General features: G+C 61.7%; 24 protein-coding genes. 8 read left to right on the forward strand and 16 right to left on the reverse strand.

The annotated features are described in order from the left end of the window. The first annotated feature begins 301 nt into the window (after positions 1-301). The 3 genes from N554_RS0133820 to N554_RS0133830 all read left to right on the forward strand — a co-directional run bounded on the left by N554_RS0133820 (position 302) and on the right by N554_RS0133830 (position 3,051). Positions 302-1,096 (forward strand): dienelactone hydrolase family protein, encoded by a 795-nt coding sequence (locus tag N554_RS0133820; RefSeq protein WP_245283806.1) that lies wholly within the window; start codon positions 302-304, stop codon positions 1,094-1,096. A 153-nt stretch (positions 1,097-1,249) separates the two neighbouring features. Further along, entirely contained in the window at positions 1,250-1,408 is a 159-nt protein-coding gene (locus N554_RS40695; protein ID WP_156042258.1) for a hypothetical protein, read from the forward strand. A gap of 611 nt (positions 1,409-2,019) precedes the next feature. Next, a complete protein-coding gene (locus N554_RS0133830; RefSeq protein WP_029587499.1) occupies positions 2,020-3,051 on the forward strand; it encodes an IS110 family RNA-guided transposase in 1,032 nt (343 codons plus the stop codon). A 380-nt stretch (positions 3,052-3,431) separates the two neighbouring features. On the opposite strand, the gene N554_RS0133835 is transcribed toward N554_RS0133830, so the two are convergent. Next, the gene (locus N554_RS0133835) at positions 3,432-4,208 is read right to left on the reverse strand and encodes a COG4705 family protein (protein ID WP_029587500.1); all 777 of its coding nucleotides are present in this window, start codon (positions 4,206-4,208) and stop codon (positions 3,432-3,434) included. A gap of 309 nt (positions 4,209-4,517) precedes the next feature. Beyond that, positions 4,518-5,582 (reverse strand): ketopantoate reductase family protein, encoded by a 1,065-nt coding sequence (locus N554_RS0133840; protein WP_029587501.1) that lies wholly within the window; start codon positions 5,580-5,582, stop codon positions 4,518-4,520. A gap of 543 nt (positions 5,583-6,125) precedes the next feature. Between N554_RS0133840 and N554_RS0133845 the strand changes: the two genes are divergently transcribed. Further along, positions 6,126-7,142, forward strand: a complete 1,017-nt coding sequence (locus N554_RS0133845) for a hypothetical protein (protein WP_245283819.1) — start codon at positions 6,126-6,128, stop codon at positions 7,140-7,142. A 75-nt stretch (positions 7,143-7,217) separates the two neighbouring features. Continuing rightward, positions 7,218-8,201: an N-acetylmuramoyl-L-alanine amidase family protein gene (locus tag N554_RS0133850; RefSeq protein WP_245283807.1), complete on the forward strand. Its 984-nt coding sequence runs from the start codon at positions 7,218-7,220 to the stop codon at positions 8,199-8,201. A gap of 263 nt (positions 8,202-8,464) precedes the next feature. Here N554_RS0133850 and N554_RS36965 read toward each other — a convergent pair whose 3' ends face one another. The 5 genes from N554_RS36965 to N554_RS0133875 all read right to left on the reverse strand — a co-directional run bounded on the left by N554_RS36965 (position 8,465) and on the right by N554_RS0133875 (position 12,676). After that, on the reverse strand, positions 8,465-8,875 hold the full coding sequence (locus N554_RS36965) for a hypothetical protein (RefSeq protein ID WP_036055024.1): 411 nt from the start codon (positions 8,873-8,875) through the stop codon (positions 8,465-8,467). A gap of 84 nt (positions 8,876-8,959) precedes the next feature. Beyond that, positions 8,960-9,784, reverse strand: a complete 825-nt coding sequence (locus tag N554_RS0133860) for a hypothetical protein (protein WP_029587504.1) — start codon at positions 9,782-9,784, stop codon at positions 8,960-8,962. Positions 9,785-10,071: 287 nt separating this feature from the next. Further along, entirely contained in the window at positions 10,072-10,485 is a 414-nt protein-coding gene (locus tag N554_RS0133865) for a Rieske (2Fe-2S) protein (RefSeq protein ID WP_029587505.1), read from the reverse strand. Further along, on the reverse strand, positions 10,485-11,594 hold the full coding sequence (locus N554_RS0133870; RefSeq protein ID WP_029587506.1) for an amidohydrolase family protein: 1,110 nt from the start codon (positions 11,592-11,594) through the stop codon (positions 10,485-10,487). Before N554_RS0133870 ends, N554_RS0133865 begins: the two co-directional genes overlap by 1 nt. Continuing rightward, the gene (locus tag N554_RS0133875) at positions 11,591-12,676 is read right to left on the reverse strand and encodes an amidohydrolase family protein (protein ID WP_029587507.1); all 1,086 of its coding nucleotides are present in this window, start codon (positions 12,674-12,676) and stop codon (positions 11,591-11,593) included. The genes N554_RS0133870 and N554_RS0133875 overlap by 4 nt, the downstream gene beginning before the upstream one ends. Before the next feature lie 302 nt (positions 12,677-12,978). Here N554_RS0133875 and N554_RS0133880 point away from each other — a divergent pair, with 302 nt between their 5' ends. Then, positions 12,979-13,461 (forward strand): CinA family protein, encoded by a 483-nt coding sequence (locus N554_RS0133880; protein WP_029587508.1) that lies wholly within the window; start codon positions 12,979-12,981, stop codon positions 13,459-13,461. A gap of 171 nt (positions 13,462-13,632) precedes the next feature. Here the strand turns inward: N554_RS0133880 and N554_RS0133885 are convergent, their stop codons facing one another. Together N554_RS0133885 and N554_RS0133890 are read right to left on the reverse strand one after the other, a co-directional pair. Next, the gene (locus tag N554_RS0133885) at positions 13,633-14,943 is read right to left on the reverse strand and encodes an HlyD family type I secretion periplasmic adaptor subunit (protein ID WP_029587509.1); all 1,311 of its coding nucleotides are present in this window, start codon (positions 14,941-14,943) and stop codon (positions 13,633-13,635) included. Further along, a complete protein-coding gene (locus N554_RS0133890; protein ID WP_029587510.1) occupies positions 14,940-16,685 on the reverse strand; it encodes a type I secretion system permease/ATPase in 1,746 nt (581 codons plus the stop codon). The genes N554_RS0133885 and N554_RS0133890 overlap by 4 nt, the downstream gene beginning before the upstream one ends. Positions 16,686-17,363: 678 nt before the next feature. On the opposite strand from N554_RS0133890, the gene N554_RS41415 reads away from it, so the two are divergent. Next, a complete protein-coding gene (locus N554_RS41415) occupies positions 17,364-17,690 on the forward strand; it encodes a LysR family transcriptional regulator (protein ID WP_210165392.1) in 327 nt (108 codons plus the stop codon). 71 nt (positions 17,691-17,761) lie between these two features. Continuing rightward, entirely contained in the window at positions 17,762-18,052 is a 291-nt protein-coding gene (locus N554_RS36975) for a hypothetical protein (protein WP_156042260.1), read from the forward strand. A gap of 21 nt (positions 18,053-18,073) precedes the next feature. Here N554_RS36975 and N554_RS0133910 read toward each other — a convergent pair whose 3' ends face one another. The 7 genes from N554_RS0133910 to N554_RS0133940 form a co-directional block, all read right to left on the reverse strand. Beyond that, the gene (locus tag N554_RS0133910) at positions 18,074-19,054 is read right to left on the reverse strand and encodes an ABC transporter ATP-binding protein (RefSeq protein WP_029587511.1); all 981 of its coding nucleotides are present in this window, start codon (positions 19,052-19,054) and stop codon (positions 18,074-18,076) included. After that, positions 19,051-20,466 (reverse strand): Asp-tRNA(Asn)/Glu-tRNA(Gln) amidotransferase GatCAB subunit A, encoded by a 1,416-nt coding sequence (locus N554_RS0133915; RefSeq protein WP_029587512.1) that lies wholly within the window; start codon positions 20,464-20,466, stop codon positions 19,051-19,053. Before N554_RS0133915 ends, N554_RS0133910 begins: the two co-directional genes overlap by 4 nt. Then, entirely contained in the window at positions 20,463-20,672 is a 210-nt protein-coding gene (locus tag N554_RS0133920) for a hypothetical protein (protein WP_029587513.1), read from the reverse strand. The genes N554_RS0133915 and N554_RS0133920 overlap by 4 nt, the downstream gene beginning before the upstream one ends. Further along, the gene (locus N554_RS0133925) at positions 20,669-21,736 is read right to left on the reverse strand and encodes an ABC transporter ATP-binding protein (protein ID WP_029587514.1); all 1,068 of its coding nucleotides are present in this window, start codon (positions 21,734-21,736) and stop codon (positions 20,669-20,671) included. Before N554_RS0133925 ends, N554_RS0133920 begins: the two co-directional genes overlap by 4 nt. A 4-nt stretch (positions 21,737-21,740) precedes the next feature. Beyond that, positions 21,741-22,643, reverse strand: coding sequence for an ABC transporter permease (locus N554_RS0133930; protein WP_029587515.1), 903 nt, complete (start codon positions 22,641-22,643; stop codon positions 21,741-21,743). 4 nt (positions 22,644-22,647) lie between these two features. Next, complete coding sequence (locus N554_RS0133935) at positions 22,648-23,601, reverse strand: ABC transporter permease (protein WP_029587516.1); 954 nt, start codon at positions 23,599-23,601, stop codon at positions 22,648-22,650. Positions 23,602-23,790: 189 nt separating this feature from the next. After that, entirely contained in the window at positions 23,791-25,455 is a 1,665-nt protein-coding gene (locus N554_RS0133940; protein WP_029587517.1) for an ABC transporter substrate-binding protein, read from the reverse strand. Between the last annotated feature and the right edge of the window lie 11 nt (positions 25,456-25,466).

The following is a 25,466-nucleotide window of genomic DNA, read 5'->3' on the forward strand; positions in this document are numbered from 1 at the left end:
TGGCACCTTTGAGACATGCCGACTGCATTGAGCAATGTCACCTTTCAGGGGTAACCCGGAAGACATTTGCTCGCAGCGAGTTCTTCTCTGTTTGACCCAGGGCCGACGTCAGCGGCGATGTGCCAGTATCGTCGCCCACACAGTGGCCGAGCGCAATGTCGGCGCGCTCCGCTTCAAGCTTGACGTCCGAGCACCTGATGGATTACGCGCAGGTTGCGACGGCGCCGTTACCGGTTTCACAGCATGGCGTCGGAATCGCTGGTATGCCAATGTAGTTGTGCCAAATCCGCAGGAGGTCAGCATGCGAACGGTTATGGTGGGAGCACTTTGCGCCATCGCAATGGTCGCGAACGCAAACGCTGCGATCAAGGAAGAGCCGGTCACCTATACGGACGGCGAGGCCACCATGAAGGGCTTCGTCGTATACGACGACGCCATCGAAGCCAAGCGACCCGGGATCGTCATGGTGCATGAATGGTGGGGCATCACCAAGCACATCCATAACGAGGCGCGGAAGTTCGCGCAGCAGGGCTACACAGCCTTCATTGCCGACATGTACGGCGACGCCAAGACCGCCGACAACCCGAAGGACGCCGGCGCGCTCTCGAATTCGGTGATGAAGAACCCCACGGTGATGGAGTCGCGCTTCAACGCAGCGCGGGACCAACTCGCGAAGCAAGCCTCGGTCAATCCCCAGCGGATCGGCGCCGTTGGTTACTGCTTCGGCGGCGCGGTCGTGCTGAACATGGCGCGTGCCGGCGCTGACCTCGCCGCCGTTGCGGGCTTTCACGCATCGCTTGGTCTCAATACCCCAGCGCCGGCGCCGGGAACCGTCAAAGCCAAGATCCTCGTCCTGAACGGCGCGGACGATCCCTTCGTAAAGCGTGAGCAGTACGATGCGCTCAAGAAGGATTTCGACGCAGCGAAGGCCGATTATGGGGTCATCGAGTATCCCGGCGCGGTGCACGCGTTCACGAACCCCGAAGCCACCGAGCTCGGCAAGAAGTTCAACCTACCGCTCAGATACGACGCCAAAGTGGATCAGGAAGCGAAGGCCGAGGCGGACAAGTTCTTTGCCGCCAACCTTCAAAAATAAACAAAGAAGGCCACCCACATGGTGGCCTTTGCTTTAGGCCGCCCCGCGCTCGTGGCCTTATAGGCGAAGCGCGATCGGAAGCCGGCCAGGGAACTGTTTTGGCAATTGCCGATTGAATGAGGGTCCCCCAACGCTTACGAGGAGGCTGCTGCCATGCACCTTCACACATACCGGGACGAGAGCCGCTCCAGACATCTCGACCTGATCGGTGGACGCGGGCATCCCTGGTCAATCGATCTGGTCGTCGTAGTAGCTTCGGGCATCTTGTTGATGGGTTTCGCCTGCGCCTTCGTGGCATTGTTGATCCGCTAGCCGACGGCACCGCTGCGACCCCCCGGCATCGTGCCTCACGCGGCGGCCGGCGCGGAAAAAAGTTATCGCGGCCGCGTATGCGTGCGTGCGGGGCCTTCGATCACAAAAACAGAAAGGTGCCGATCAGCAAACCTGCTGCAAATGCCCAGAGGCCTAATGTGCAAGCTGAGATAACGCGGACGAGATTACGGAGGTCCTGCGGGATCTCGTGGGATTGATCCGTCATTGCAGCCCCCTGCGGTGGCCACCAGCCCGTTACGGGAAAATCACACCTCTCCTCTTAGGTCCTCAAAGAAGGCAATTAGATGATCACGGGCGGATCAGGATTTGCGCCAGACCGGTAAATGGGCGCCGTCGTGTTGCGACGCGCTGTCCCAGATTCCGCTGGAGTGAGCACGCGCCGGGTGGTGCCGGCCCTCCAAACCAAGCGTATGGAAGCGCGCCTCAAGCGCGCAGTTGCCGCCGTGTCGGCTACGACGAGGTGATCGAATAAACTGCCAATTGCTGCAGTGCATCGTCCGGAAGTGATGCTGTGGACGGCTCCTCCACCGGCACGCGAGTGCCATGGATGTGGGGGCTGTTAAGGCTCCCACGATTCAGAGGAGCTAACCATGCAGACGATCACAACAATCGGGTTCGACATCGCCAAGTCGGTCTTCCAGGTCCACGGAGTTGATGCCGCTGGCGAGGTAGTCATCCGCCGCCAGTTGAAGCGTCGCTACGTCCTGGCGTTCTTTCAGTCGCTGCCACCATGCTTGGTCGGCATCGAAGCTTGCGCATCGTCTCACTATTGGTCGCGCGAACTTCAGGCACTCGGCCATACCGTCCGATTGATGCCACCAGCCTATGTAAAGCCCTACGTCAAGCGGCAGAAGAACGATACTGCTGACGCTGAGGCGATCTGCGAGGCCGTCACCAGGGCAACCATGCGGTTCGTGCCAACAAAGACGCCTGAGCAGCAGAGCTGCCTGATGCTTCATCGAACCCGCCATCTGTTCATCCGCCAGCAGACGGCTGTGATTAATTCGATCCGAGCTCACCTCGCCGAGTTTGGCATTGTCGCGCCGGTCGGGCGCAAAGGAGTCACGGAACTGCTGCATGTTGTGGCCGACCCGAGCGACAAACGGGTGCCTGAGGTTACCCGTGCGTGCCTTGCCGCGCTCGGCGCTCAACTGCTCAGCCTCAAGGAGCAGATTTTGGAGTTCGATCGGATGATCATGGCCTGGCACCGGTCCAACCAGACGAGCAAGCGCCTTCATTACATTCCCGGGGTCGGTCCGATGCTGGCGACCGCTCTGGTCGCAAGTGTTGTTGACCCCAGGACCTTCCGATCAGGGCGTAACTTCTCGGCCTGGATTGGGCTCGTACCGAAGCAACACTCGAGTGGGGGCAAGGACAGGCTCGGCAGCATCAGCAAACAGGGCGACCGCTATCTACGCAGCCTGTTCGTCGCCGGGGCACTCGCCGTCATCCGCTACGCCAAGATCCACGGAACCGGGCACAGGCCCTGGCTCACGACGTTGTTGGCACGGCGCCCGACCAAGGTCGCCGCGATCGCACTGGCCAACAAGATTGCGCGAATGGCCTGGGCCATGATGGCCAAGGGCGAGCGTTACAAGCAACCCGTCGCGCTGGCGGCGTAAACGAGATCGCGCCGGACAGCCGGCGTGATGTGAAGGTTGGGAGGGCGAACAGCACGTAATGCAGAGCCGGTCGATCCGGCGATCGGGACAACCCACTAGTGCCAGCGCATGATCGAATGCGGGGTTTTGACCGGGACCTGATCCGCGGAGGGCATTATGGCCAGCGGTCATGTGAACCGCACCTACAGGCCGAACACATGGCTGCACCGACCAAGCCTGCGACGTGAAGATTTCTCTTGCCAACCCCGGAGCCGTCCACACATGGCACAAATGCGAAGTGGCGACCGGATCCGAAAAGGTCTGCTTCTCGGGGGTAGACCGGACGTGATTGTCACACAGCCAGGATGACGCAAATGACCAGAAGGGCGGCTCGATTTTTATCACGCCACCGTTTCAGATGCCTTCGGATGCGAGCCAGCCCGTTGCGGCAAAATAAGCAGACACCCGATTATGAAAGCCGCAATGACCGCCGATGCAATCGGACGGTTCAATGCGAGACCACCATGGTTTAGGGGCTTGTCGAGAAAATCGCCAACGGTGGCTCCCAGTGGCCGGGTAAGAATGAAGCCAGCCCAAAATAGCGTCACCCGCGATACCTTCGTCCAGTAATAGGCGGCCGCGACCACTGCCAGTGCGGCACCGAATACGATCGCTCCGCCTTCGTATCCGAGGCCCGTTGAATCGGCCATCCAGTCACCAAGAGCCGTGCCCAAGGTCTGCGAGAACGTGATTGCGGCCCAATAAAAAACTTCCACTTTTGGCGTGTTAACACTGTCGACCGATATTGAGCCAAGCGACCAGTACCAAAGGCCGAGTGTCGCCAAAAGGCAGAATAACAAGATCGACGAACCGCCGGTATAACCAATTCCCAAAGACCGATCCGCAAAATCGGCCATCGTGGTGCCAAACGTCGTGGATGCTATGATCGTGGCCCAGTACAGAGAGGGATGAAACTTCTTCGCTACAATCTGAGTGGCAACGAGTGCGACGAGCGCCACAAAAAATAGAAGCGTTCCAGCCAAATACCCCCAATTGAGCGTCATGGTCACGGTATCACCGCCGGTCTCGCCCAACGTGGTCGCGGCAATTTTTATGATCCAGAAAACGAGCGTGACTTCGGGAACTTTGCTCAAGGTATATTCGGCAGTTTGATTCATGCGCAAAGGTCACTCTACTTGGAGGCGGGAGTTTTTTGAACGCTACTGCCGAAAGCAGGCATAGTTTCGATAGCACGTTCAACAAAAATTGAGATTTGTCCGAGCTGAGTTCAGCCCGCGAAAAGGGGCGATCTCTTGTATCCGCCATGTCCTATCCGCCATGTCCGTTCATGGCACTTTTTCGGACATGGCGCGACGTCCGACTTGAGTCCGTAGTGCGCATTAAAGCGGACATCCGCCACGGCGAAGCAATATTGCTCATCTTCGCCGACCGCAGTGCGCCATTCTCGAACTGCGATTGCGAGCGCGTCACGCCGAACCGGATCCGCCCGCCACGATCTTCTCGTTCAGTTTTTGATCGACGGTCTGGACCGTGCGGTCGATCTCGGCATTGGGCACTCCAAGCTGATGCGAAATCAACTTCACCAGCAGGTCGACGCGTTCGATGAAAGGCGCTCCCGCGGATACCGCACGGGCCGCCGATGAGGGTTTGAGAAGGCTTTGTGCCGCCTTGGCATATTTCTCGAAAGGCACCTGATCCTGCGGGTCAGCGCCGAGACGCCGGGCGACGGCGTCGACATGGTCATAGATCGCCTGTGAGAGCTTCAGATCACTGTGCACGGCATCGCGGATCGACTGCGGCTCGTTCGGCGTGATGCAGCGGTAATTCCCGGTCAACAGCATCGACCATTTGGCCAGCGGGACGAACAGCGAATCGAACACCTTGAGCTTCACCGGAACGTCATGGCCGTCCAGCTTCACCGCGTCGATGTCCTTTTCCAGCTTCCGAAGCAGCAGGTTATGTTTCTCATCTGCGAATGCCGCGGCCTTGAAGTTTGTCGGCAGGCCGACATGAAGGACATTCGCCGCCTCTTCCGGCGGGCGGAAGGCCTGCGGATCAGGTGAGCAGAGCGACACCAGTCCCGGCTTGAACCGCTCCCATACCTGCGCATTGGTGTAGGCCTCTTCCAGATCCATGTCCGCCAGTGCCGGGATCCGCTTAAGATAGGGCAAGGGCGGCATGTTCATGATCGAAAGACAAGGCAGCTTCGCCTCGGCGATTTTGATCATCAGAACCCGGATCGTATGGTTGGTGTATTGCGGCTCCTGCATCGCAAGCCCAACCAGGTCATAGCGGGATAGGTCGACATCTGCGGGCGTGATCGCGTCCAGAGTCCCAGGCAGGCCGCGCGAGAAGATCGCCCGGTGCACCGCCTCGTCACGCAGCTTGATGCGAACTTCAGTACCGTCGCGATTGATGAGTTCTGCGGTCTTGTTGCGACAAACCAGAGTCACGTTGTGACCCGCCATCAGCAGCTTTGTCCCCAGCAATGAGCCATACGAGGCTCCAAGGATCAGAATGTTGCGCGCCATACTCTCTCTTCCACCGATTATGCTAGAATTTTCTCTAAGGCCCGATCCAAGCCAGCCTGAAATTTCCGCCAGGGGTCCGCGCGGGCACAGAAACGTAGTAGGCCAGGCCTTACATCAGATGGGAGCAACCCCTTCTGGCAAGGAGCGTCGTGCTTATCGCAGTTTGATCGGTGTTACAATCACTAGCGGTTTTCACGTTCATCCTCTCATTGCCGAACAAGGTATCTCTCAAGCACAGGCAGAACTGATTTGCCCGACAGCAAAAGCGGAATATCAAGCAGGACTCAACGACCCAAATCGCTGCAAGAGAATCGCTGTTCGCGTGGCGCTGGAGCCGCCTTCCGAGCATCCACTGAGCCTGGTAAAACACGGAAGTATCGGGAGACAGCCATGGGGACGATAAGTTATGCGGTTGCGCCCACGGCAGCTCTTGCTCTCGTACTTTTCGTCGCGCCGCCGGTTTTCATCGCTATCGATGCCATCAGCCCGGCCGATTCACCCATCTCGCGCGCCATCGGCAATCTCAGCTTCATTTCCCCTGCAATGGGGCAGCCGGGCACACTCACGAAGAAGCAATCGGATGCACTCAGTACATATAACGATGCCGTAAAAAACTTCGAGTCGATCCTGGGCCAGCGGCGCGCGCAGATCAATTCGAATCAACGGCTGCCGAATTTGCCGGGACAGGCACTCTACCTCGCACGCAACAATATGTTGAGCGCCTACAAAGACCTCACGGACGCGCTTCCGTCCAAAATCGGTGGGCCCAATAAATACGAAATCCCTCCGGCGTATTTTAACGCCAGTACCGAGCCGCTGCTCGCTGAGTACAGGAACCTTTTCGATCTGATGCAAGCGCCGCCCGTCAGCGCGCAAAAATCAGATACCCCATTCGAGGACGTCGTCGATTTGGGGACTGCGATTGCGCGAGCCAAGGGCCTTGATGCGGCGAATGCTGAAGCGGCAGGCCGTATCAGCCTGGGGCTGTTCTTTGCCGAGACAAATGGCAATCAAAACATCGGGAATGCGCGCTCGAATAAATACAAGGGAAGTTTTCAAACCGGGCCATCGGAAGATCAAAACGGCCGGAAGAAGTGGGCAGCGATAAAGGCGTCGATCGCAGCCCATGACTCTGCGCTGAGCCTGCGCGACGACAGGGAAGAGGCGCGGGCTGGTTATCTGGATCACCGGTTCAATCATTGGACCTCTGTGCGGGATGCCCTGATGAACGCACACGCAGATATTTTCCCGCAGGTGCCGGCGATCGTGAAAAAACTGCCCAATCCGATCGATCAAATGAAGCTGTTCGAACTCATCCAGATTATTCCCGCTCCGACCAAATCCGCACTCAGGTCAGGCAGTTTGGTGAATTATAGAATCTCCGACCCGACGATCATGGGATATCTGCGAAACAACAGCATTTTCACCTTTGGACAGGCTGACAGGGCAAGAACATCTGCAACCTTCCGCGAAATTCTTGATGCGATGTGGCTATTCAATCCCAAATTTGAACAAGCGCTTGCCAGGTTCGACGAGATCAAGGCGCGGAAAAAGGATTGAGAATCGGACCGCTTTTCTTCCTGATCCCACAACGTAACTGCTGCCAAACAAAACCGGTCCAGGGAAGTAGGATTGATGTCGACAGGGAGAAAATTCGCCGAGTCTGGCTTTGGCGGTTGGCCTCGGCGCCGCACCATCATCGCCGCGATGGTCGCATTGGTGCTTCTGCCGATCGAGGTCAGCGATGCCGGCCGGCTGTCGGATGTCTCGTCAAAGCAGGACAGATCGCCAAAGCGTGTCGCCTCGCCAAAGCCAGCCACCTTGGCGAAGCCTTCCGCCTCGCCAAAGTCCCGCACTGCAAAGCGTGCCGTCCCGAAGCCGGTGGCCTTGAAGCGTTTCGCCTCGAAACCGGTCGCAGTAGTCTGCGATCCCGCGAAATTCCGGATCGTTCTGGATGTAGGACATACCGCCAAATCGGAGGGCGCGATCAGCGCCCGCAACGTCGCCGAGTTCGTCTTCAATCTGCGCCTTACGCAGCAGATCGAGGAGAAATTGAAGGCTGAAGGTTTCGCCGCGACAAAGTTGCTCCTGACCGAAGGCAGGGGGAGGTCCAGCCTCTTCAGGCGTGTCGCCGCGGTAAACAATCTGCCGGCGCATCTCTTGCTGTCGATCCATCATGACTCCGTGCCCAAATCGTTCCTCGAGGAGTGGGAGTTCGAGGGCAAGAAAAGCCACTTCAGCGACCGCTTCAGCGGTTATTCCGTCTTCGTCTCCCGCAACAACCCGGACTTCAAGACGAGCCTCTCGTTCGCCGAACTGCTCGGCAAGGAAATGAAGGCCCAGGGCCTGCAATATGCCCAGCAATATTCGCAAGCCATCATGGGCCGGTACCAGCGCCCGCTGCTGAACAAGGAAACCGGCGTCTATAGCTACGATGAGCTCGTCGTGCTGAGAAAGACCAAGATGCCTGCCGTCCTGCTGGAGGCGGGCTCGATCATCAATCGGGACGAAGAGCTCAAGATGGATTCGCCTGAACGCCGGGACATCATCAGCAGCGGTGTCACGGCGGCTGTGAAGGAATTCTGTGATCCTCGATGGGGCATCCTCGGTCCGCTCTGATGGCGCGGTGAAGGCACCACAGACGGCAACTCGGCCGTATGGCCGCAGCCCGCGCGGATCCCGCCAGCCGAGTGCCGGCCATAACTAACACTACAATCCACCACCACGTAATCGCTTTCGCAGGCCGAAGAACTCGCCCTTGATGTTGAAGATCGCGATCGGCCGCTCGTCGGGCATCGTCAGCGTGATCGCTGACGTCCGAAACGTGCCATTAGCCGATATAGGGACGTGCAACGCATGGGAAACCGAATGTTAGACGCGCTCTAACACCCCCGGCAAATCCCCGTGAACGTGCCGACATGTGGACGACCTCGCCGGCGGGGCGGTGCCTTACTTTTTGACTCAACGCTATGCGCGCTGGTGATCCGCTGTGATGCGCCCGCGTAAGGCGGCGCGACGACGCGTGTGCGCGACTGCGGTAACGGATTGACCGATCCGTATGACGTCGTTGGCACCGGGGGGTTGGCGCGGAGCGGCGGGACAAGTGCGGCATTTCCGATACCGCTGGGGTCGGAGAGCACTCTGGGATTGGCGGGACCGAACGGGACGCCGCTGATCGCCGAATTGCCGGCGCCGGCCGATCCCGCGGGCGGGGTCAGCTGGGCAAAGGCTTGCGCGGGCACGATCAGGCTGCCGAGCGCCAGGACCAGAACAAGCGCAGAATTACGGGACATCCGGGTGTCTCCAGGGCTGTACCTTCAACGATCATCCAGGGCGTGCGTTCCCGCAAGTAAGGTGCGTATCGCATCGAGCGACGGCTACCAATCATCATCGTAGATCCACTCCCTTGGAATTCGGGGCCGCGCTCTCACCTGCGGCGTCCGCTCGGGCTTGCGCAAGGCCGGCGTGGGCCGCGTCGGAGGTGATGACGTCTTGGGCGGATTCTGCTCGGAAACCCTCGCGAGCACGCGTTTCATCTCTTCCTGGCTTGCCTTGAGCGCCTCAATGGCTTTCGAATTGTCGCTGGCCATTTGTTGCTGGTTCGCCTTGAGCTGTTCGATGTTTCGCTCCAGATTCGCGAGACCTCGCGCCATCGCTTGCAGCAACTGTGTCTGATCGGGGAGCGCTGCGGTAGCCATCGGCGCGGTGTCTTGCGGTGCAGCCTGCGCCGGGGGCGTTGCCTGCGGTGGCGGTGGCGCTGCCTCCGCCGCGGCCACTTCAACGATAGATGGAGCGGGCTGCGCGGGAAGAGGTGGATTTTCCGGCGGCAATGATGGAGTTGAAACGAGCTGCGGAGCCCAACGGGCGACAAACAGCTTTGCCCCGCCGCCATAGGACGACTGCAAAACCAGGGCAGCGACAACGATGCCCGCCGCCAGCGTCAAGCCGATGAGGGCGCGGAGCGCCGGCCTTCGGGGCGGTGATTGCTGGGCAGGTCCGGCCGAAGGGGCTGGTTGCGGAGCAGGTTCGGCCGAACGTGGGTGCGCGGCCTCGCGCTCCATTTTTGCCACCTGTTCGCTCACACGCGTGAGCTCTTCATCCGCGCGCGCGATCTGTTCATAGGCGTGCGCGAGTTGTTCATCGGCGCGCGCGATCGGGTCATCTTGTGGTTCAATTGCTTTCGAAGTGGGTGTGGAGTTCATTGGCGATTCCTTTTCCGTCCAATGTCATCCGAAGATGGCGGTCGACTATCCGTCGGGTCGAACTGCCGCCAGCACTCCGTGCAGTCCTGTCCAAAAAATGGCCGCATAATAGAAGGATATGGGGTCACATGGCGAGCGTCCTGGTATCCGGCAGGCCACTACCGGCGATGCAGCGGAACGGTGCGGCGCTCTCCACTTCGGTTCCATTTGGTCCCCGCGGTGCTCAAAACCTAAGGGTAGCGCGAGGCAACAGTCGAGCCGGTTTTGCCGTGTGGGCTACCGAGGCCTCACAAATCCACCACCACGTAGTCGCTTTCCACCGACACCACCAACGTCTCCGCCACGTACGGCCCCTTCACGACATTCGTGCCGGGCTCGACGTTGACGGCATAGGCTCGTGTGCGGAATTTTTTGGGATCGCAGTAGGACTGGCCGGTGCGGATATCGAATTCCCAGCCGTGCCAGGGGCAGCGGATGATTTCGCCCAATCTCGTATATTCGATCTCGCCGGGATTGGATGATTGCGCAAGGCCGATCAGCGGTCCTTCGCACAAGGCCGCGCCCTGATGCGGGCAGCGGTTCAGCAGGCCGAAGAACTCGCCCTTGATGTTGAAGATCGCGATCGGCCGCTCGTCGATGGTGAGGAATTTGCGCGTGCCCGGCGGCAGCTCATCCACCGGAGCGATCACATGTCTGGCCATCAAGCGAGCCCGTAAACCTTCCGCGCATTGCTGAGATAAAACGCTTCGCGATTGGCCTCGCTGACGCCGGCCGGCAGCACCCGCGACGGCTCGTCGAAATCCCAATGCGGATAGTCAGTGGCGAACAACAGCTTGTCCCAGCCGATCCACTCGATCACCTCGAACAGATGATCGCGCCGCTCCGGATCTTCCATCGGCTGCGTGGTCCACCAGATATGGTCGCGGATATATTCCGACGGCCGGCGCTTGAGATGTGGCACCTCGCTGCGCAGCCGCTGCCAGTTCTTGTCCAGCCGCCACGACAACGATGGCGCCCAGCCGAAGCCGGCCTCGATCATGATCATCTTGAGTTTCGGGTGCCGCTCGAACACACCCTCCAGCACGATGCTGGCGAGTGCGGTCTGCTGGCATTGCGAATGGCCGACCATCTCCTCGATGTAATAGCTCGGCCAGCCCGATGCGGTGATCGGATTGCCGCCGAAGCCGAAGGCGTGCACGCCGACCGGCAAGCCGGCCTCCTCGGCCGCCTCATAGATCGGCCAGTAGCGGCGCTGCCCCAGCGGCTCGACATTGCGGCTCAACAGCAGGACCTGGACAAAGTTCTTGTCGCCGGCGCGCTTGCGGATTTCAGCCGCCGCCGTCGGACCGTCCTCGTTGGCGACCACGACGGACCCTTTGAGGCGGCTGTCCTGGCTAGTCCATTTTGCAACTTGCCAGTCGTTGATGGCCGTCGCCAGTGCGGCGGAAAGATCGTGGTTGCGGATGCCCTGCCCGGTGTTGAGCGGATTGAGCACGCCGAGCGCAACATTGTAGGGATCGAGAAGCTGCTGCTGCATGAACGACAGCGACGAACCCTGCGGGCCGCCTTCCGGCGGCCAGGCGTCGCGGCGCGACGCGTTCGGCTGCGCCTTCGGATAGGGCGGGCCTTCCATCATTCCCTTATAGGAATGCTTGCCGTAGGTTTCGATGTGCGCGTGCCAGCGCTTGGCCAGGAACGGGTAGAGCTCCGTCGCCGTCGCCCGCGCGGGATGGATGTCGCAATCGGCAATTGCGGTTTTCACGCCAGCAGACGAACCCGGATCGGCGCGATCGCGGAACTGCATGTTCATGGCGTTGTCTCCTCTAGCGCCGATTGCTTCAGGCGGCTGTAGGTCGCGTGCGGGTTATCAATCATGATCTTGCGCACGAGATCGGCCGACATTCCCTCCGGCAGCACCTGATCGCCGTCAAATTGCCAGTGCGGATAATCCGTTGAGAATAAGAGCAATTCATCCGACTGCATATGGTCAAACAGGCGATTTAGTGTCGCCGGATCCGGCGGCGCGTCGATCGGTTGCAGCGAAAAGCGGATGTTGCCGCGCACAATTTCCAGCGGCGCGCGATCCACCCATGGTGTTTCCATGCGGATCCCGCGCCAGAACTTATGCAGCCGCCACAGATAGGACGGCAGCCAGGTGAAGCCGGACTCCAGCATCACCATCTTCAGCTTCGGATGCCGCGCGAAAACGCCCTCGACGATCAGGCTGGTCAACTGGGTCTGAAAGGCCTGCGACTGCGCGACGTAGTCCTCGATGTGATAGGACCCCCAACCCACCGACGTCGGCGGGTTATGATAGTTGCTGCCGGCGTGGATGCCGATCGGCAAGCCCAGCCGCTCGGCGGCTGCGTAGATCGGCCAGTAGGCACGCTTGCCCAGGGGCATGTCGCCCATCACCAGCATCAAGACCTGAACGAAGCGTGTGTCCTTGGCGCATCGTTCGATCTCCGCAACCGATTTCTCGATGCTCTGAACCGGTATAACGATCGAGCCGCGCAGCCGCGGCTCCTTGTCGAGCCATTCCTTGACCAGCCAATCGTTCAGCGCGCGGCAAAACGCGTCCGCCATATCCTCGCTGAACACCATCTGCACGCCGTAAAGCGGATTGCAGATGCCGTAGCGGACACCGAACGGGTCGAGCGCCTGCACCTGCATGTCTGCAAGACTTGAGGCCGGCTTGCCCTTTGCGGGCCGCCAGTCCGGCCGCGCGCTGATCGGCGAATGTGTCGGATAGGACTGCGACACCAGATCGGTCATTCCGCGGGTCGTGACCTGATCGCGCCAGTAGTCGTTGAGGTAGGGCAGCAGGCTCGTCAGGTGAGGAACAGCAGGATGCAGATCGCAGTCCACGCCGCCCGCGATCGGAGACGTCATGACCTCGTTTCCCCTTGCTTGCGGCGTCCGTCGAGTACAGTGCTGCACCGCTTGATCGAGACAGCATATGGCGCACGAGCGCCGCCGTCCATCGGCGGGCCCACCGATCCCGAGTCGGCAGCAATGCAATCATGTGCTATCTGAAAACCAACAGCCGCCTCAGGCCGCCTCACCTCCGGATGGGCGCCTACCCAGTTGGCAAGCAATAACTTTATTCGCGTGGTTTACCACTTGCTCGCGGGCAATAGCGATACCCAGCGCCCGCTGTTAAAACGAATCTTCCGCAAGAGTTGAGAGGACAGATGCAAGAGCTCGTTGCGATCGCCGAAAAGATTGCCGCCAGACTGATCGAGCGGCGCCAGACCATCGCGGTCGCCGAATCCTCAACCGGCGGCCTGATCTCAGCAGCCCTGCTCGCGGTGCCCGGCGCGTCCGCCTATTTCCTGGGCTCCGCGGTGGTCTATACGCGCGACGCGCGCCGAATTCTCATGGACATCCCGGATGAGGCGATGAAAGGAATCCGTTCGGCCTCGGAACCCTATGCGAAGTTGCTGGCGAGCCAGATCCGGCAACGCTTTTCCACCGATTGGGGCTTGTCGGAGACCGGCGCGACCGGGCCGACCGGCAACCGTTATGGCGACGCCGCGGGCCACAGCTGCATGGCGGTCGCAGGCCTGGTGCCGTCTGCGATGACGCTTGAGACCGGAAGCGCCGACCGCCTTGCCAACATGCAAACATTTGCCGGCACGGCGCTGAATTTGCTGTTGCAGAATTTATCGCGGTGATTGGCTGGCAACGAACTCCCACCATCGTCGTCCCTGCGAACGCAGGGACCCATACGCCGTGCCGTCGAGGTTGCGGATGGTGCGAGAGGACTTTGTTGAACCAGCGCGGCGTGACCATAACCGCCTGGGGTTATGGGTCCCTGCTTTCGCAGGGACGACAGCGGGGAAAACTCACCTCTCCCGGAACGAGCGCATCAGCTGGTCGCTCAACGGCTTGATCAGGTAAGACAGCAGGGTGCGGTCCCCGGTCTGCACAAAAGCTTCGACCGGCATGCCCGGTATTAGTTTGACCTCGCCCAGGCGCGCGATCTCCTCGGCGGCCATCGAAACGCGGATCGTGTAATAGCTTTGCCCGGTGCGCTGGTCGGTCGTGACATCAGGCGATACGCGGGTGACGACGCCGTTCAATTCCGGCGTGGTGCGCTGGTTGAATGCCGAGAGCCGCAGCAGGGTCTTTTGGCCGATCTGCAATTTGTCGATATCCTGCGGATTGACCTTGGCCTCGACCGAAAGATCATCGGCCTGCGGAACGATCATCATGACGGCATCGCCGGCCGTGATCACGCCGCCTACGGTATGGACGGTGGACTGCAGCACCATGCCGGCCTGCGGGGCGCGGATCTCGATCCGCCGCAACTGGTCTTCGGCGGTGACCTTGCGCTCGACAAATTCGCCGATCTTGTCATTGGTCTCGCGCAGATCCTTGGAGACTTCGCTGACCACATCTTTGTCGATCTGAATGATCTGTAATTCGGTTTCGGTAATCTTGCCCTTGGCCTGCGCTCTCGCTGCGATGTATTGCGCCCGATCGCCCGCGAGCCGCGCCGCGTCGCGCTCGAGCACGGTGAGGCGCGAGAGCTGCACCAGGTGCTGCTCGTAGAGCGAGCGGACTCCAACCAGCTCCTTTTCGACCAGCGCGGTTTCCTTGTCCTTCGCCTTTTCCTGCGCCATCAACCCGGCGATTTCCTCGTTCAGCTGGGTGACCCGCTCGCGCAATTGCGCCTTTTGCCCGGTTCTGCCGTGCGTGCGAACCTCGAACAGTTTGGCCTCGCTCGCCATGATGTTCTTGACGTCGGCGTCATGGGCACGCGTGAGCAGCATCGGCGGAAACTCGATATCATCGAGACCCTGCTGTTCGGCTTGCAGCCGCGCGGCCCGCGCCCACAATCCGTCGAGGGTTTTCACGACGATCGCGAGGCTGGCCTTGGTAACGGTGTCATCGAGCCGCACGACCACGTCGCCGGCCTTGACGAGGTCACCGTCGCGCGCGCGCACTTCGCCGACGACGCCGCCGGTCGGATGCTGCACTTTCTTCACGTTCGAATCGACGACCACCGATCCCGGCGCGATCAACGCCCCCGAAATCTGCGCCGTCGACGCCCAGCCGCCAAGCCCGCCGGCAAGAACAACGACGACCGCGAGCCCCACGATCAGGTGCAGCCGGATCGAGCGTCGCGATTTCTGCATCTCGCCGCCGCTCATGATTTGGCAACTCCGCCATCGGACACGATCTTGATGGGAGTGGGCGGCGCAACCCGCTGCAGCACCTGCCCGAGAACGGTATCCTTCGGCCCGAACGCCTGCATCCGGCCGTCCTTCAGGACAAGAAGCTGGTCGACCGCTTCGATTCCGATCGGCCGGTGCGCAACCACCACCACGATGGCGCCCCGTTCGCGCGCCGCTCGAACGGCCCGTGTCAGCGCCTCATCGCCCTCGCTATCAAGATTGGAGTTCGGCTCGTCGAGCACGATGAGAAACGGATTGCCGTAGAGCGCCCTCGCCAGCGCCAGGCGCTGCGCCTGACCGGCCGACAGCGCGGTACCCTGCTCGCCGATCTGGGTATCGTAGCCGTCGCGCATCTTGATGATCATCTCGTGGACGCCCGCATCCTTGGCGGCCGCAATGATGCTGTCGGCGGCGGCATCCGGATCGAAGCGGCAGATATTCTCGGCGACGGTGCCGGCGAACAGTTCGACGTCCTGCGGCAGGTATCCGATGTGACGGCCGAGCACGTCGGATGACCACTGATCGAGTGCGGCGCCATCGAGCCGCACCTTGCCGCGAAACGGTTGCCATACCCCGACCAGCGCGCGTACCAGCGAAGATTTACCCGATCCGCTTGGCCCGATCACACCCAACCCGCTTCCCGCCTGAAGCGCGAACGTCACGTCCTGAACGATGACCTTTTGATCGCCCGGCGGCACAATGCTGACGCCCTCGACCGAAAGCCGGCTTGATGGGCTCTGCAGCAAGGTCGGCGCGGCTTGCGCGGGCATCGATTCCAGCAGCCGGTTGAGGCGCTGCCAGCTCTGGCGCGCGGCAACGAAGCCTTTCCAATGGGCGATGGCGAGATCGACCGGCGCCAGCGCCCGCGCGCTCAGGATCGAGCCGGCGATGATAATGCCTGCGGTCGCCTCCTGAAGAATGACCAGATAGGCGCCGACCGCGAGCACCGCCGACTGCAGGGTCATGCGCATGACTTTGGCGATCGCGCCAAGCCCACCGGCGACATCGCTGGCGCGCTGGTTGCCCGCAAGATAATGCTCGTTGGCTTCGCTCCAACGCCTGGTCAGGCGCCCGGACATTCCCATCGCGACCAGCACTTCCGCGTTTCTGCGACTTGTCGCGGCCAGATCGTTGCGGCGCGCCGCGAGGCTCATGGCATCGCGCGCCGGGGCACGCGACATGAACTCGGTGACGATGGTGAGGGTGACCAGAATGACCGCGCCGACCAGCGCCGTCACACCGATCAGGACGTGGAACGCGAAACAGATCGCCAGATAGAACGGCAGCCACGGCAAGTCGAAGAAGGCGCCCGGCCCCATGCTGCCGAGGAATGAACGAACGTTGTCCAGATCTCGCAGCGGCTGCAGGCCCTCGTTGCGCCCGCCGACCGTCAGCGGCAGGCGCACGACGGTTTCGAACACCCGGCTGTTGAGGGCTTCGTCGAGCGAGGTTCCGATACGTCCCAGGATCCGTCCGCGGATCAGGTCGAGAACCCCTTGGGCGATGTACAACCCGCCGGCGAGGATAACCAGAGCGACAAGGGTCGGGACGCTCCGGCTTGGAAGCACCCGGTCGTAGATCTCCAGCATGAAAACCGAGCCGGTCAGATACAGCAAATTGATCATGCAGCTCATGGCCCCGACGCCAATGAACGCACTGCGGCAGGCGCGCAACGCATCACCGAGTTCGGAACGCCGGACACCGGGAGCGGCTGCCATCAATTCTGATCTCTTTGCGAGGGGTGTGCGCCCCCTGATCAATTGAGGTACGCGAGGCCTGATCTTACTGATTTTTCTGGTTAGCGTCTATTGAAGTCACATTAACCTAAACGCCGTCGGCGGCCTCGCCTCCGGGCGGACGAGCGGAACCAAGGACGGGATCACGCGTGGCGTTGAAGCGTGTGGGCAGCCGGGAGGAGCTGCCGGAAGCGGCTAGCTTGCCGCCGATGCAGGCTTCGGAAATGGCACCAGAACGACGGACATTGAGACCCGGCCAATCTCGCCGCGCGTGTCGAGCAATGTACCGCTTCCGATTCCGAAGCCAGTGCCAGGTCGCCACCGGGTCTGCGCGCTTCCCCAACGGCTGCCTGAAGAGCTGGACCGTCAAGTTTGGATTGGGATCCGCGACCACGTTGTGGAAGGGCCGCGAAATGCCATGGGTCCATTCCGCAGGTCCGAGCACGCAGGACAGCGGGCCGGCACCCTCGATGACCTGGTGGTTGAGACGAAACCAGGCGGCGTCATCGCCCACCCGCGCCCCATGCCGTCCATGAACCATGGCCGGTCGTGGGCAGCCCCCAGGTTGCGCACCGGGAACCGGGTCGACGGTGTCATCCTCTCCATCAACGAATCCCGGCACCCTCGACCGCGCGTTGGCGCGATAGCGTCACCCGAACCGTGGCGCAAGGATGCTCTTCGCCGTCCGACCACGGCGTGTTGTGGACGACGCTGACGCGGCCGCCGTCGCTCAGAACGGCCAGCTGGGTTCGCAACTTCGCCATCGGCGCCGGCCGCAGGAACAGAGCATGGCCTGGCGTCACGCTCGCCATGGCGCCGCTGATCAGCGCGCGACCAGGATTCGGCAGGAAGCTGATGGCCCCCTTCGATATCGAGACCAGTCCCACTGAGACGATTTATCTGGTGTCGCGCACCAAGCAGGCGCGCGACCGCCGGATTGGCGCACTCCGGCGATGGATCGTGGATGCCGTCGACCGCGCGCGGTAGGACGCTTCGAGATTCAGCGCACTACAATCGGCGGCTTGCTGCTTCCCGGAACAGCCGCCGAAGCGTTTCCGATGACCAACGAAACTATCATTGCCGATCGGCGTTATGCCGGGATGACGCAAGCCGACATCTGGTATGTGGCCTTCAGGCCGGACAAACCCGTGAAAGCGGACGACAGCGCCAAAGGCGCGGTCCGAACAACGCGCACGTTCAAATCGGAAGTCGATGCCAAGCTATTTGCCATGCAGATACTGGCGAAAGGCTGGACGGCGAGCGCTGGCACGCTCGGCCCTGATGAGCCCAAGCGAATCGTCGGCGCTTCCGAAATAGAACGCTGGGCCGATCCGGGCCTCGGCGGCTGAAGCGTCTGCCTGCAGCGCAGGTTACGTGGCGACGACCTCAGTCCGTTCAGCCAGGATGCACCTTGCGATCCTGTCCGACCCGACCTGTACGTTGGGCGGAAGCTGCTCGACGCAGCGGGCTTCCGCGAAACCACAGCGCGGCGCGAAAGAACAGTCGGTTGGCGCTTTATCCAGCGACGGCGGCGTTCCCGGAATCGTTTCCAGCCGCTGGCCGCGCTTGGCGCCGTGCACGGTGGAGGCGAGCAATCCGCGCGCGTAAGGATGGATCGGCGAGCGCACGATCTGGCTCAAGCTGCCCTGCTCGACGATCTGGCCGGCATACATCACGGCGACCCGGTCGCAGATTTCGATCGCGACGCCGATATCGTGGGTCACGAAGATAACGGACATGCCGAACTCGCGCTGCAGCTCGCGCAGCAGGAGCAGTATCTGAATTTGCACGGTGGCATCGAGCGCCGTGGTCGGCTCGTCCGCGAGAAGAATTTTCGGCTTGCACGCCAGCGCCAGCGCAATCATCGCACGCTGCCGCATGCCGCCGGACATCTCGTGCGGGTAGGCATCGAGCCGGCGTTTGGCGGAGGGAATGCGCACCACTTCCAGCATTTCCAGCGCGCGCCCCCTCGCCTCGGTCTCGCTCTTGCCTTCGTGACGCATCACGGTTTCCGCAATCTGCTGGCCGATGGTGTAAACCGGATCGAGCGCGAGCGCGGGTTCCTGGAAGATCATTGAGACGGTCTGGCCACGAAACGCCGACAGCTCTTCGTCATCGAGCGCCAGCACGTCGCGTCCCAAAACCCTCACGGTTCCGGAGATCTGCGTCCGCTTCTTCGGCAATAGCCGCATCAGCGCGCGCAACGTGACGCTCTTGCCGGATCCGGACTCGCCGAGCAGGCCAAGCACTTCGCCGTCGCCGAGCGAAAGCGACAGATCGTTCACGGCATAGACGGTGCGCTCGCCGGTGAAGCGAATATTGAGGTTACGTATCTCGACGAGCTGCGTCATGCGAATTTCGGCGCCCTTTCGTGGAAATCGCTCGCGCGCTGGAACGCCGCGCCAATTCGCAGCAACATCGCTTCATCGAACGGGCGGCCGACCAACTGCATCCCGACCGGGAGGCCACCGCGCGTGAAGCCTGCGGGTATCGAAAGCGACGGCAACCCGAGATAGTTGATCGGACGGGTAAACCGCGTCAGCCGCTGGATCACGGCTTCGGCGTCGGGACTGTTGCCGACGTCGCTCTCGGCAATGGTCGGAGCCGCGACCGGCGCCACCGGCGCGACCACGGCATCGACGCCAGCCACCGCCGCAAGATACGCTGACAGGGCAGGGCCGCGCCAGCGCATTGCTTCGAGATAGGACACGCCGGGTATCGCGAGCCCGTTCTGCAAACGCATCAAAACCTGCGGGCCATAATCCTGCGGGCGCTCGATCAGCCATCGCTTGTGAAACGCCGCCGCCTCAACGGCGAGAACCAGCTGACAGGCCGCCGTGAGCTGGCGCTGGTCCGGCAGTTCGACCTGAACGACATTCGCGCCCTCGCGCTTCAAGAGCGCAACCGTTTCATCGAGAATGCGCGCAACCTCGGAATCGAGATCGTCGACATAGAACGCGGTGGGCACGCCGATGGTCAGGCCTTTGATCGGCTCCCGCGTCGCGGCCATGTAATCCGGCAAAGGTCCGGTAATCGCCGTAGGGTCTTGCGGGTCTGCACCCGCCATCAGGCCCAGCAGCAGCGCGCAATCCTCTGCCGTGCGCGCCAGTGGCCCGACGGTGTCGAGCGATTGCGACAGCGGCATCGCGCCGGCGCGGCTGATCCGGCCGACGGTGGTCTTCAATCCGGTGACGCCGCAGAAATGCGCGGGCATCCGGATCGAGCCGCCGGTGTCGGAGCCCAGCGCGGCAAACGTCAGCCGCGCCGCGACCGCCGAGCCCGAGCCCGACGACGAGCCGCCGGTGATGTGATCGACCGCCCAGGGGTTATGCACCGCGCCATAATGCGCGTTGTGGCCGGTCGGCCCATAGGCGAATTCCGACATCTGCAGCGAGCCCAGCCGAATCGTGCCGGCATCCTTCAGCCGCTGCAGCGCGGTCGACGTCGTCGTGGCGACGAAATCGCGGCGGATTTTCGAGCCGCAGGTGACCACCTTGCCGGCCTCGTAGTACATGTCCTTGTGCGCCAGCGGCACGCCGTGCAGTACCCCACTGCTTTTGCCTTTCGCGAGCGCCGCGTCGGCGGCATCGGCGGCGGCGAGCGCTTCCTCTGATTCAATCGCCATGAAGGCGTTGAGCCGGGGCTGCCACTGCTCCACCCGGTCGAGACAGGATTTAGCGACCTCGCGCGAGGAGACGCGCTTATCAGCAATCGCCTCGGCGACCGAAGTCAGTGACATCAAGGCGGGTTCGGTCGCGCTCATTTTGTAGCCTTTTTATTATCTTTGTCCGCTTGCACGAGCAGAAAACTCGCAGGCTCCAGGTCGAACGGCAGCGTACCGGCCACCGGCGCAAAGCCTTCGAATGCCGGGCCGATGGAATTGGCGATGCGCGCCGCGACATCCGCGCTGACGGGCAGTCCTGCGACATTGGCCATCGCGCTGATCTCTTTTGCTGTGGGTCTTATCATGCGGCGTCTATCCTTTTTGATGGCGCGAGGCTGTGGCCGGATCCTGGTATGGCCATGTAGCACGCGGCCTGATGACCCATTCTATCGAGCGCGGTGAGTTTTGGTGTGGCATTTGCGCAGAGCGGCTCCGCGAATGGACAACGGGTGTGAAACCGGCAACCCGAGGGCGGATCGATCGGATTGGGCGGATCGCCCGAGATCGGCGGCGTCTCCGTCCGGTTATCGGGATCGGAGGACGGCATCGCCGCCAGCAACGCCCGCGTATAGGGATGCGCCGGCGCGTCCCACACCTGGTCCACCGGACCGAGCTCGACCACTTCGCCGAGATACATCACCAGAACGCGGTCGGAGATGTAGCGCACCACGTTGAGATCGTGGCTGATGAAGAGATAGGTCAGCCCGAATTCGCGCTTGAGATCGACGAGAAGATTGAGCACCTGCGCTTCGACCGACTTGTCGAGCGCCGACACCGCCTCGTCGAGGATTACCAGCCGCGGCGACAGAGCCAGCGCGCGGGCGATATTGACGCGCTGACGCTGCCCGCCGGAAATCTCGTGCGGATAACGGTTGGCGAAAATTTCCGGCCGCAACCCCACTTTGCCGAGCAGCTCGCGCGCCAGCGCACGCGCGGCGACATCGGCCATGCCATGGACTTTGGGGCCGAAGGCAATCGATTCTTCGATGGTCAGGCGCGGATTGAGCGAGGCATAGCTGTCCTGAAACACCATCTGCATGCAGCGGCGAAGCTCACGGAGCGACAGCGCGCGCCCGACCTGCATGCCGTCGTAAATGATGTCGCCGGCATCGCGCTTCATCAGGTGCATCAAGAGGCGCGCGGTAGTCGACTTGCCGCAGCCGGACTCCCCGACGATTCCGACCGTTTCGCCCTTGGAGATCGAGAACGACACGTCATCGACCGCGCGTACGGTCTTGCGTGCGCTGAACAGGTCGCCGCGCACCGGGAAATGTTTTGTCAACCCATTGACCTGCAGCAACGGCTGCGCCGCGCCGCCGCGATCCTCGACGGGCTCAAGCATATCGATCGAGGCAGCTGGCTCGTTCATATCGTCAGTTCCGGATATCCATGGCGCTGCGCAGGCCGTCGCTTAGCAGGTTGAAACAGATCGACACTGCGAAGATCATGACGCCGGGCAATGCCGCCACCCAGGGATTGATATAGATCGCAGTGCGCAGCGTGTTGAGCATCAAGCCCCATTCCGGCTCCGGCGGCTTGGTGCCGAGGCCCAGGAACGACAGGCCCGCCGCCAGGATCATCGACACCGAGATCAGGCCGGTGGCGTAGACGAAAATCGGACCCAGCACGTTGCCGAGCATATGCACGCGCATGATGGTGAAGGCACCGGCGCCGGAGGCGCGCGCCGCCTCGACGAAATCCATGTTCCGCACCCCCGTCGTAACGCTCTCGGCAACACGGGTGATCTGCGGCACGAATACGATGGTCAAGGAAACGATGGAATTGACGATGCCCGCGCCGAGCGCGCCCGAAATCGCGATCGCCAGCAGCACCGAAGGAAATGCGTAGAACACGTCGACGGTGCGCATGATCGCGGTGTTGATCTTGCCGCCGACATAGCCTGCGACGAGACCGAGCGACGTCCCGACGATAAAGGCAAAGATCACCGGGAGAATACCGATCACCAGCGACAGACGCCCGCCATAGATCAGGCGCGCCAGCATATCGCGGCCGAGTTCGTCGCTGCCGAGCGGATAGTTTGGCGTGCCAATATGGCGCAGCCGGCGAATCATCGAGCCCTGATACGGGTCGGCGAGTCCGAGCCAGGGCGCACACAACGCGGAAAGAAAAATCGCGAGCAGAATGCAGGCACAGACCATGCTGACCTTGTCGCGCACGATGCGCCGCCCGACCGTCGCCCAATAACCGCGCGCCTTGGCGGCCGGCCCCGCCTGCAGGGCCGCGTCCGATATCACGCTCGTGGGGCTGATGTTCATCTGCTCAGCTCCGCTTGATGCGCGGATCGATCGCAGCCTGCGCGATATCGACCATCAGATTGAGGAATACGAAGAACAGTGCCAGCACCAGGATCGTGCCCTGCAGCAGCGGCAGGTCTCGCTGGAAAATGGCTGAATTGAGCAATAGCCCCGAGCCCGGCCACGAGAACACGGTTTCGATCAGGATCGAACCGCCGAGCATGTACCCCAATTGCAGTCCCATCACCGCCATCGCCGTCGGCGCGGCGTTCTTGATGACGTGGCGGAAAACATGGGTTTCGCGCAAGCCCTTGGCGCGCAACGCCTCGACAAAATCCTGGCTCAGGATATCGCCGGTCAGCGCGCGCACGGTGCGCGTGACGATCCCCATCGGAATCACCGAGGTGGTGATCGCGGGCAGGATCAAATAGCGGATGTGCTCCCAGTCCCATCCCCATGAGCCGGAGCCTCCGGGGCCGGCGCCGACGGCGGGCAGCCAATTGAGCTGCACCGAGAAGATGATCACGAGCACCATGCCGAGCCAGTAGTGTGGAACGGATACACCGGCGATCGCGACCGAGGTCGCGACTTTGTCGATCCAGGTATCGCGGAAATAGCCGGCGATCAGGCCAAAAAACAAACCAAGGCTAAATCCGATCATTGCGGCGGCGATCGCCAAGGTGACGGTGTTGCCGACCGCGCGCATGACTTCCGTCAGCACTGGGCGTCCGGTCGCAATGGAATGACCGAGATCGCCGTTCACCGCCTTCCATAGCCAGAGCCCGAACTGCACCGGCAGCGGCCGATCGAAGCCGTAGGCGACGCGCAATTGCGCCGCCAGTTCCTGCGACGCATCCGCCGGCAGGACCGCTACCAGCGGATCGCCGGGCGTGATGTGCACCAGCAGAAAGCACACCAGCGCCACGCTGATGACAATGGGGATTACATAGACGATACGCCGGGCGATATAGGCGAGCACGTATGACCTTCGGTCTTTTTTCCCTCTCCCCTTGTGGGAGAGGGTGGCACGGACGAAGTCCGTGACGGGTGAGGGGTTACGGTCTATCGATGGAAACCCCTCACCCGCCTCCGATGCTTCGCATCGGAGGCGACCTCTCCCACAAGGGGAGAGGTGAAGAGGAGTCTCACCGTTGCGCCGAAGCGCCCGTTAAGGCGTCATGGACACTGGCGAGAAGTCCACGAACCAGCTCTTCGGCTGCACAAAACCCTTGATCTTCGGGCTTATGGCGCGCGGCGCGACGTCGTGGGCGACATAAAGGAACGCCGCGTCGTCGACGGAAGCCGCATGCAGCTCAGCCAGCGCTGCGTCGCGCGCGGTCGGATCGAAGGTCTGGCGCGCCTTGGTGACCAGCTCGTCGAACTTGGGATTATTGATATAGCCCCAATTATTCGAGACCGGCGGCGCCATCGACGATTGCAGAAAGCGCACCAGCGCGAAGAACGGATCCATCGCCGCGTAGGTCACATTGGTGGCATTGGCGCCGTTGGCGGTCGGATCCTTGGCGCCCCGCCGCCAGTTGGTGAACAGCGTATTCCATTCGATGACGTCGAGCTGGACGTCGAAATAGCATTCAGCCAGCGCCTGCTGCAGATACTCGTTCATCGGCAATGGCAGCATCTGGCCGGATCCCGATGCCGAGGTCTGGGTCTTGACTGACAATTTCTTGTTCGGACCATAGCCCGCCTCCTGCATCAGCTTCTGCGCCGCGGGCTTGTCGTACTTGATCTCGAAGGTCGGTTTTCCCCGCCAGGGATGACCCGGCTCGAAGGTGCCGGTCGCCGGCACCATCAACCCGGCAAGCAAGCCGTCCCTCAGGCCCTCGCGATCGACGCAGAGATTAGCCGCCTTGCGGACGCGAATGTCGTTCCATGGCGAGCCTTCGATGCGTGAGAACTGCCACGGCCAGACATGCGGCTCCTCGTTGCTGTTGATAACGAACCCGCGCTGCTTGATTTCCGCAATCGCATCCGGTGCGGGCGCTTCGATCCAGTCGACCTGGCCGGAGAGCAGCGCGGCGGTGCGGGCATTCGCCTCGGGCATCGGCAGCAGCAGCATCTTGTCGACCTTGGGCACGCGCGCCTTGTCCCAATAATTCTCGTTCTTTGCGAGCTCCAGCCGCTCACGCGGCGTGAACTTCGACATCTTCCAAGGGCCCGTGCCCGAAGCGTCGCGCGCGAACGTGGCCCAGGCGGCTTGCGATTTCGCCTTGGCATCGGCGCCTTCTGCCGCATCGAACAGCTTCTGCCACTTCGCCGGGCTCGCCATGAACAGGTTGGTGAGGTTGATCGGCAGGAAGCTATCCGGCTCCTTGGTGGTCAATTCCACCGTCATATCGTCGATCTTGCGGGCTGACGCCAGCGTCGGCATCCGCGACGCGGTCACGCCCACCTGGCTCGCGTCGAACTGCGGCGCATCTTGCTTGAGCACTTTTTCGACATTCCAGACTACGGCGTCGGCATTGAACGGCGAGCCGTCGTGGAAGGTGACCCCTGGACGCAGCTTGAACGTCCACTTCTTCTTGTCGGCATCATCGACTTTCCATTCCGTCGCAAGCCCGGGAATCATGACGCTCGGCTTGTCGGCGGACGAGAGATCCCACATCGTCAGCCCGTCATACATGGTGAGCCCGGTGAAGCGATTGCCCTCAAAACCCTGATCGGGCTGGCCCAGCGTGCGCGGAATATCGGCCGCGGTCATGCCGATGCGCAAGGTGGTTTGGGCGGCGGCGATCTGCGGTAACACCGCCAGTCCCGTCGCCAGCATCAAGGCTCGCACCGTTGCCCGGTTTTTTCCAGATTTCTCGTTACGCATGGTAGCAATCC

The sequence above is a fragment of the Bradyrhizobium sp. URHD0069 genome, assembly GCF_000701345.1.
Classification (GTDB): Bacteria; Pseudomonadota; Alphaproteobacteria; order Rhizobiales; family Xanthobacteraceae; genus Bradyrhizobium.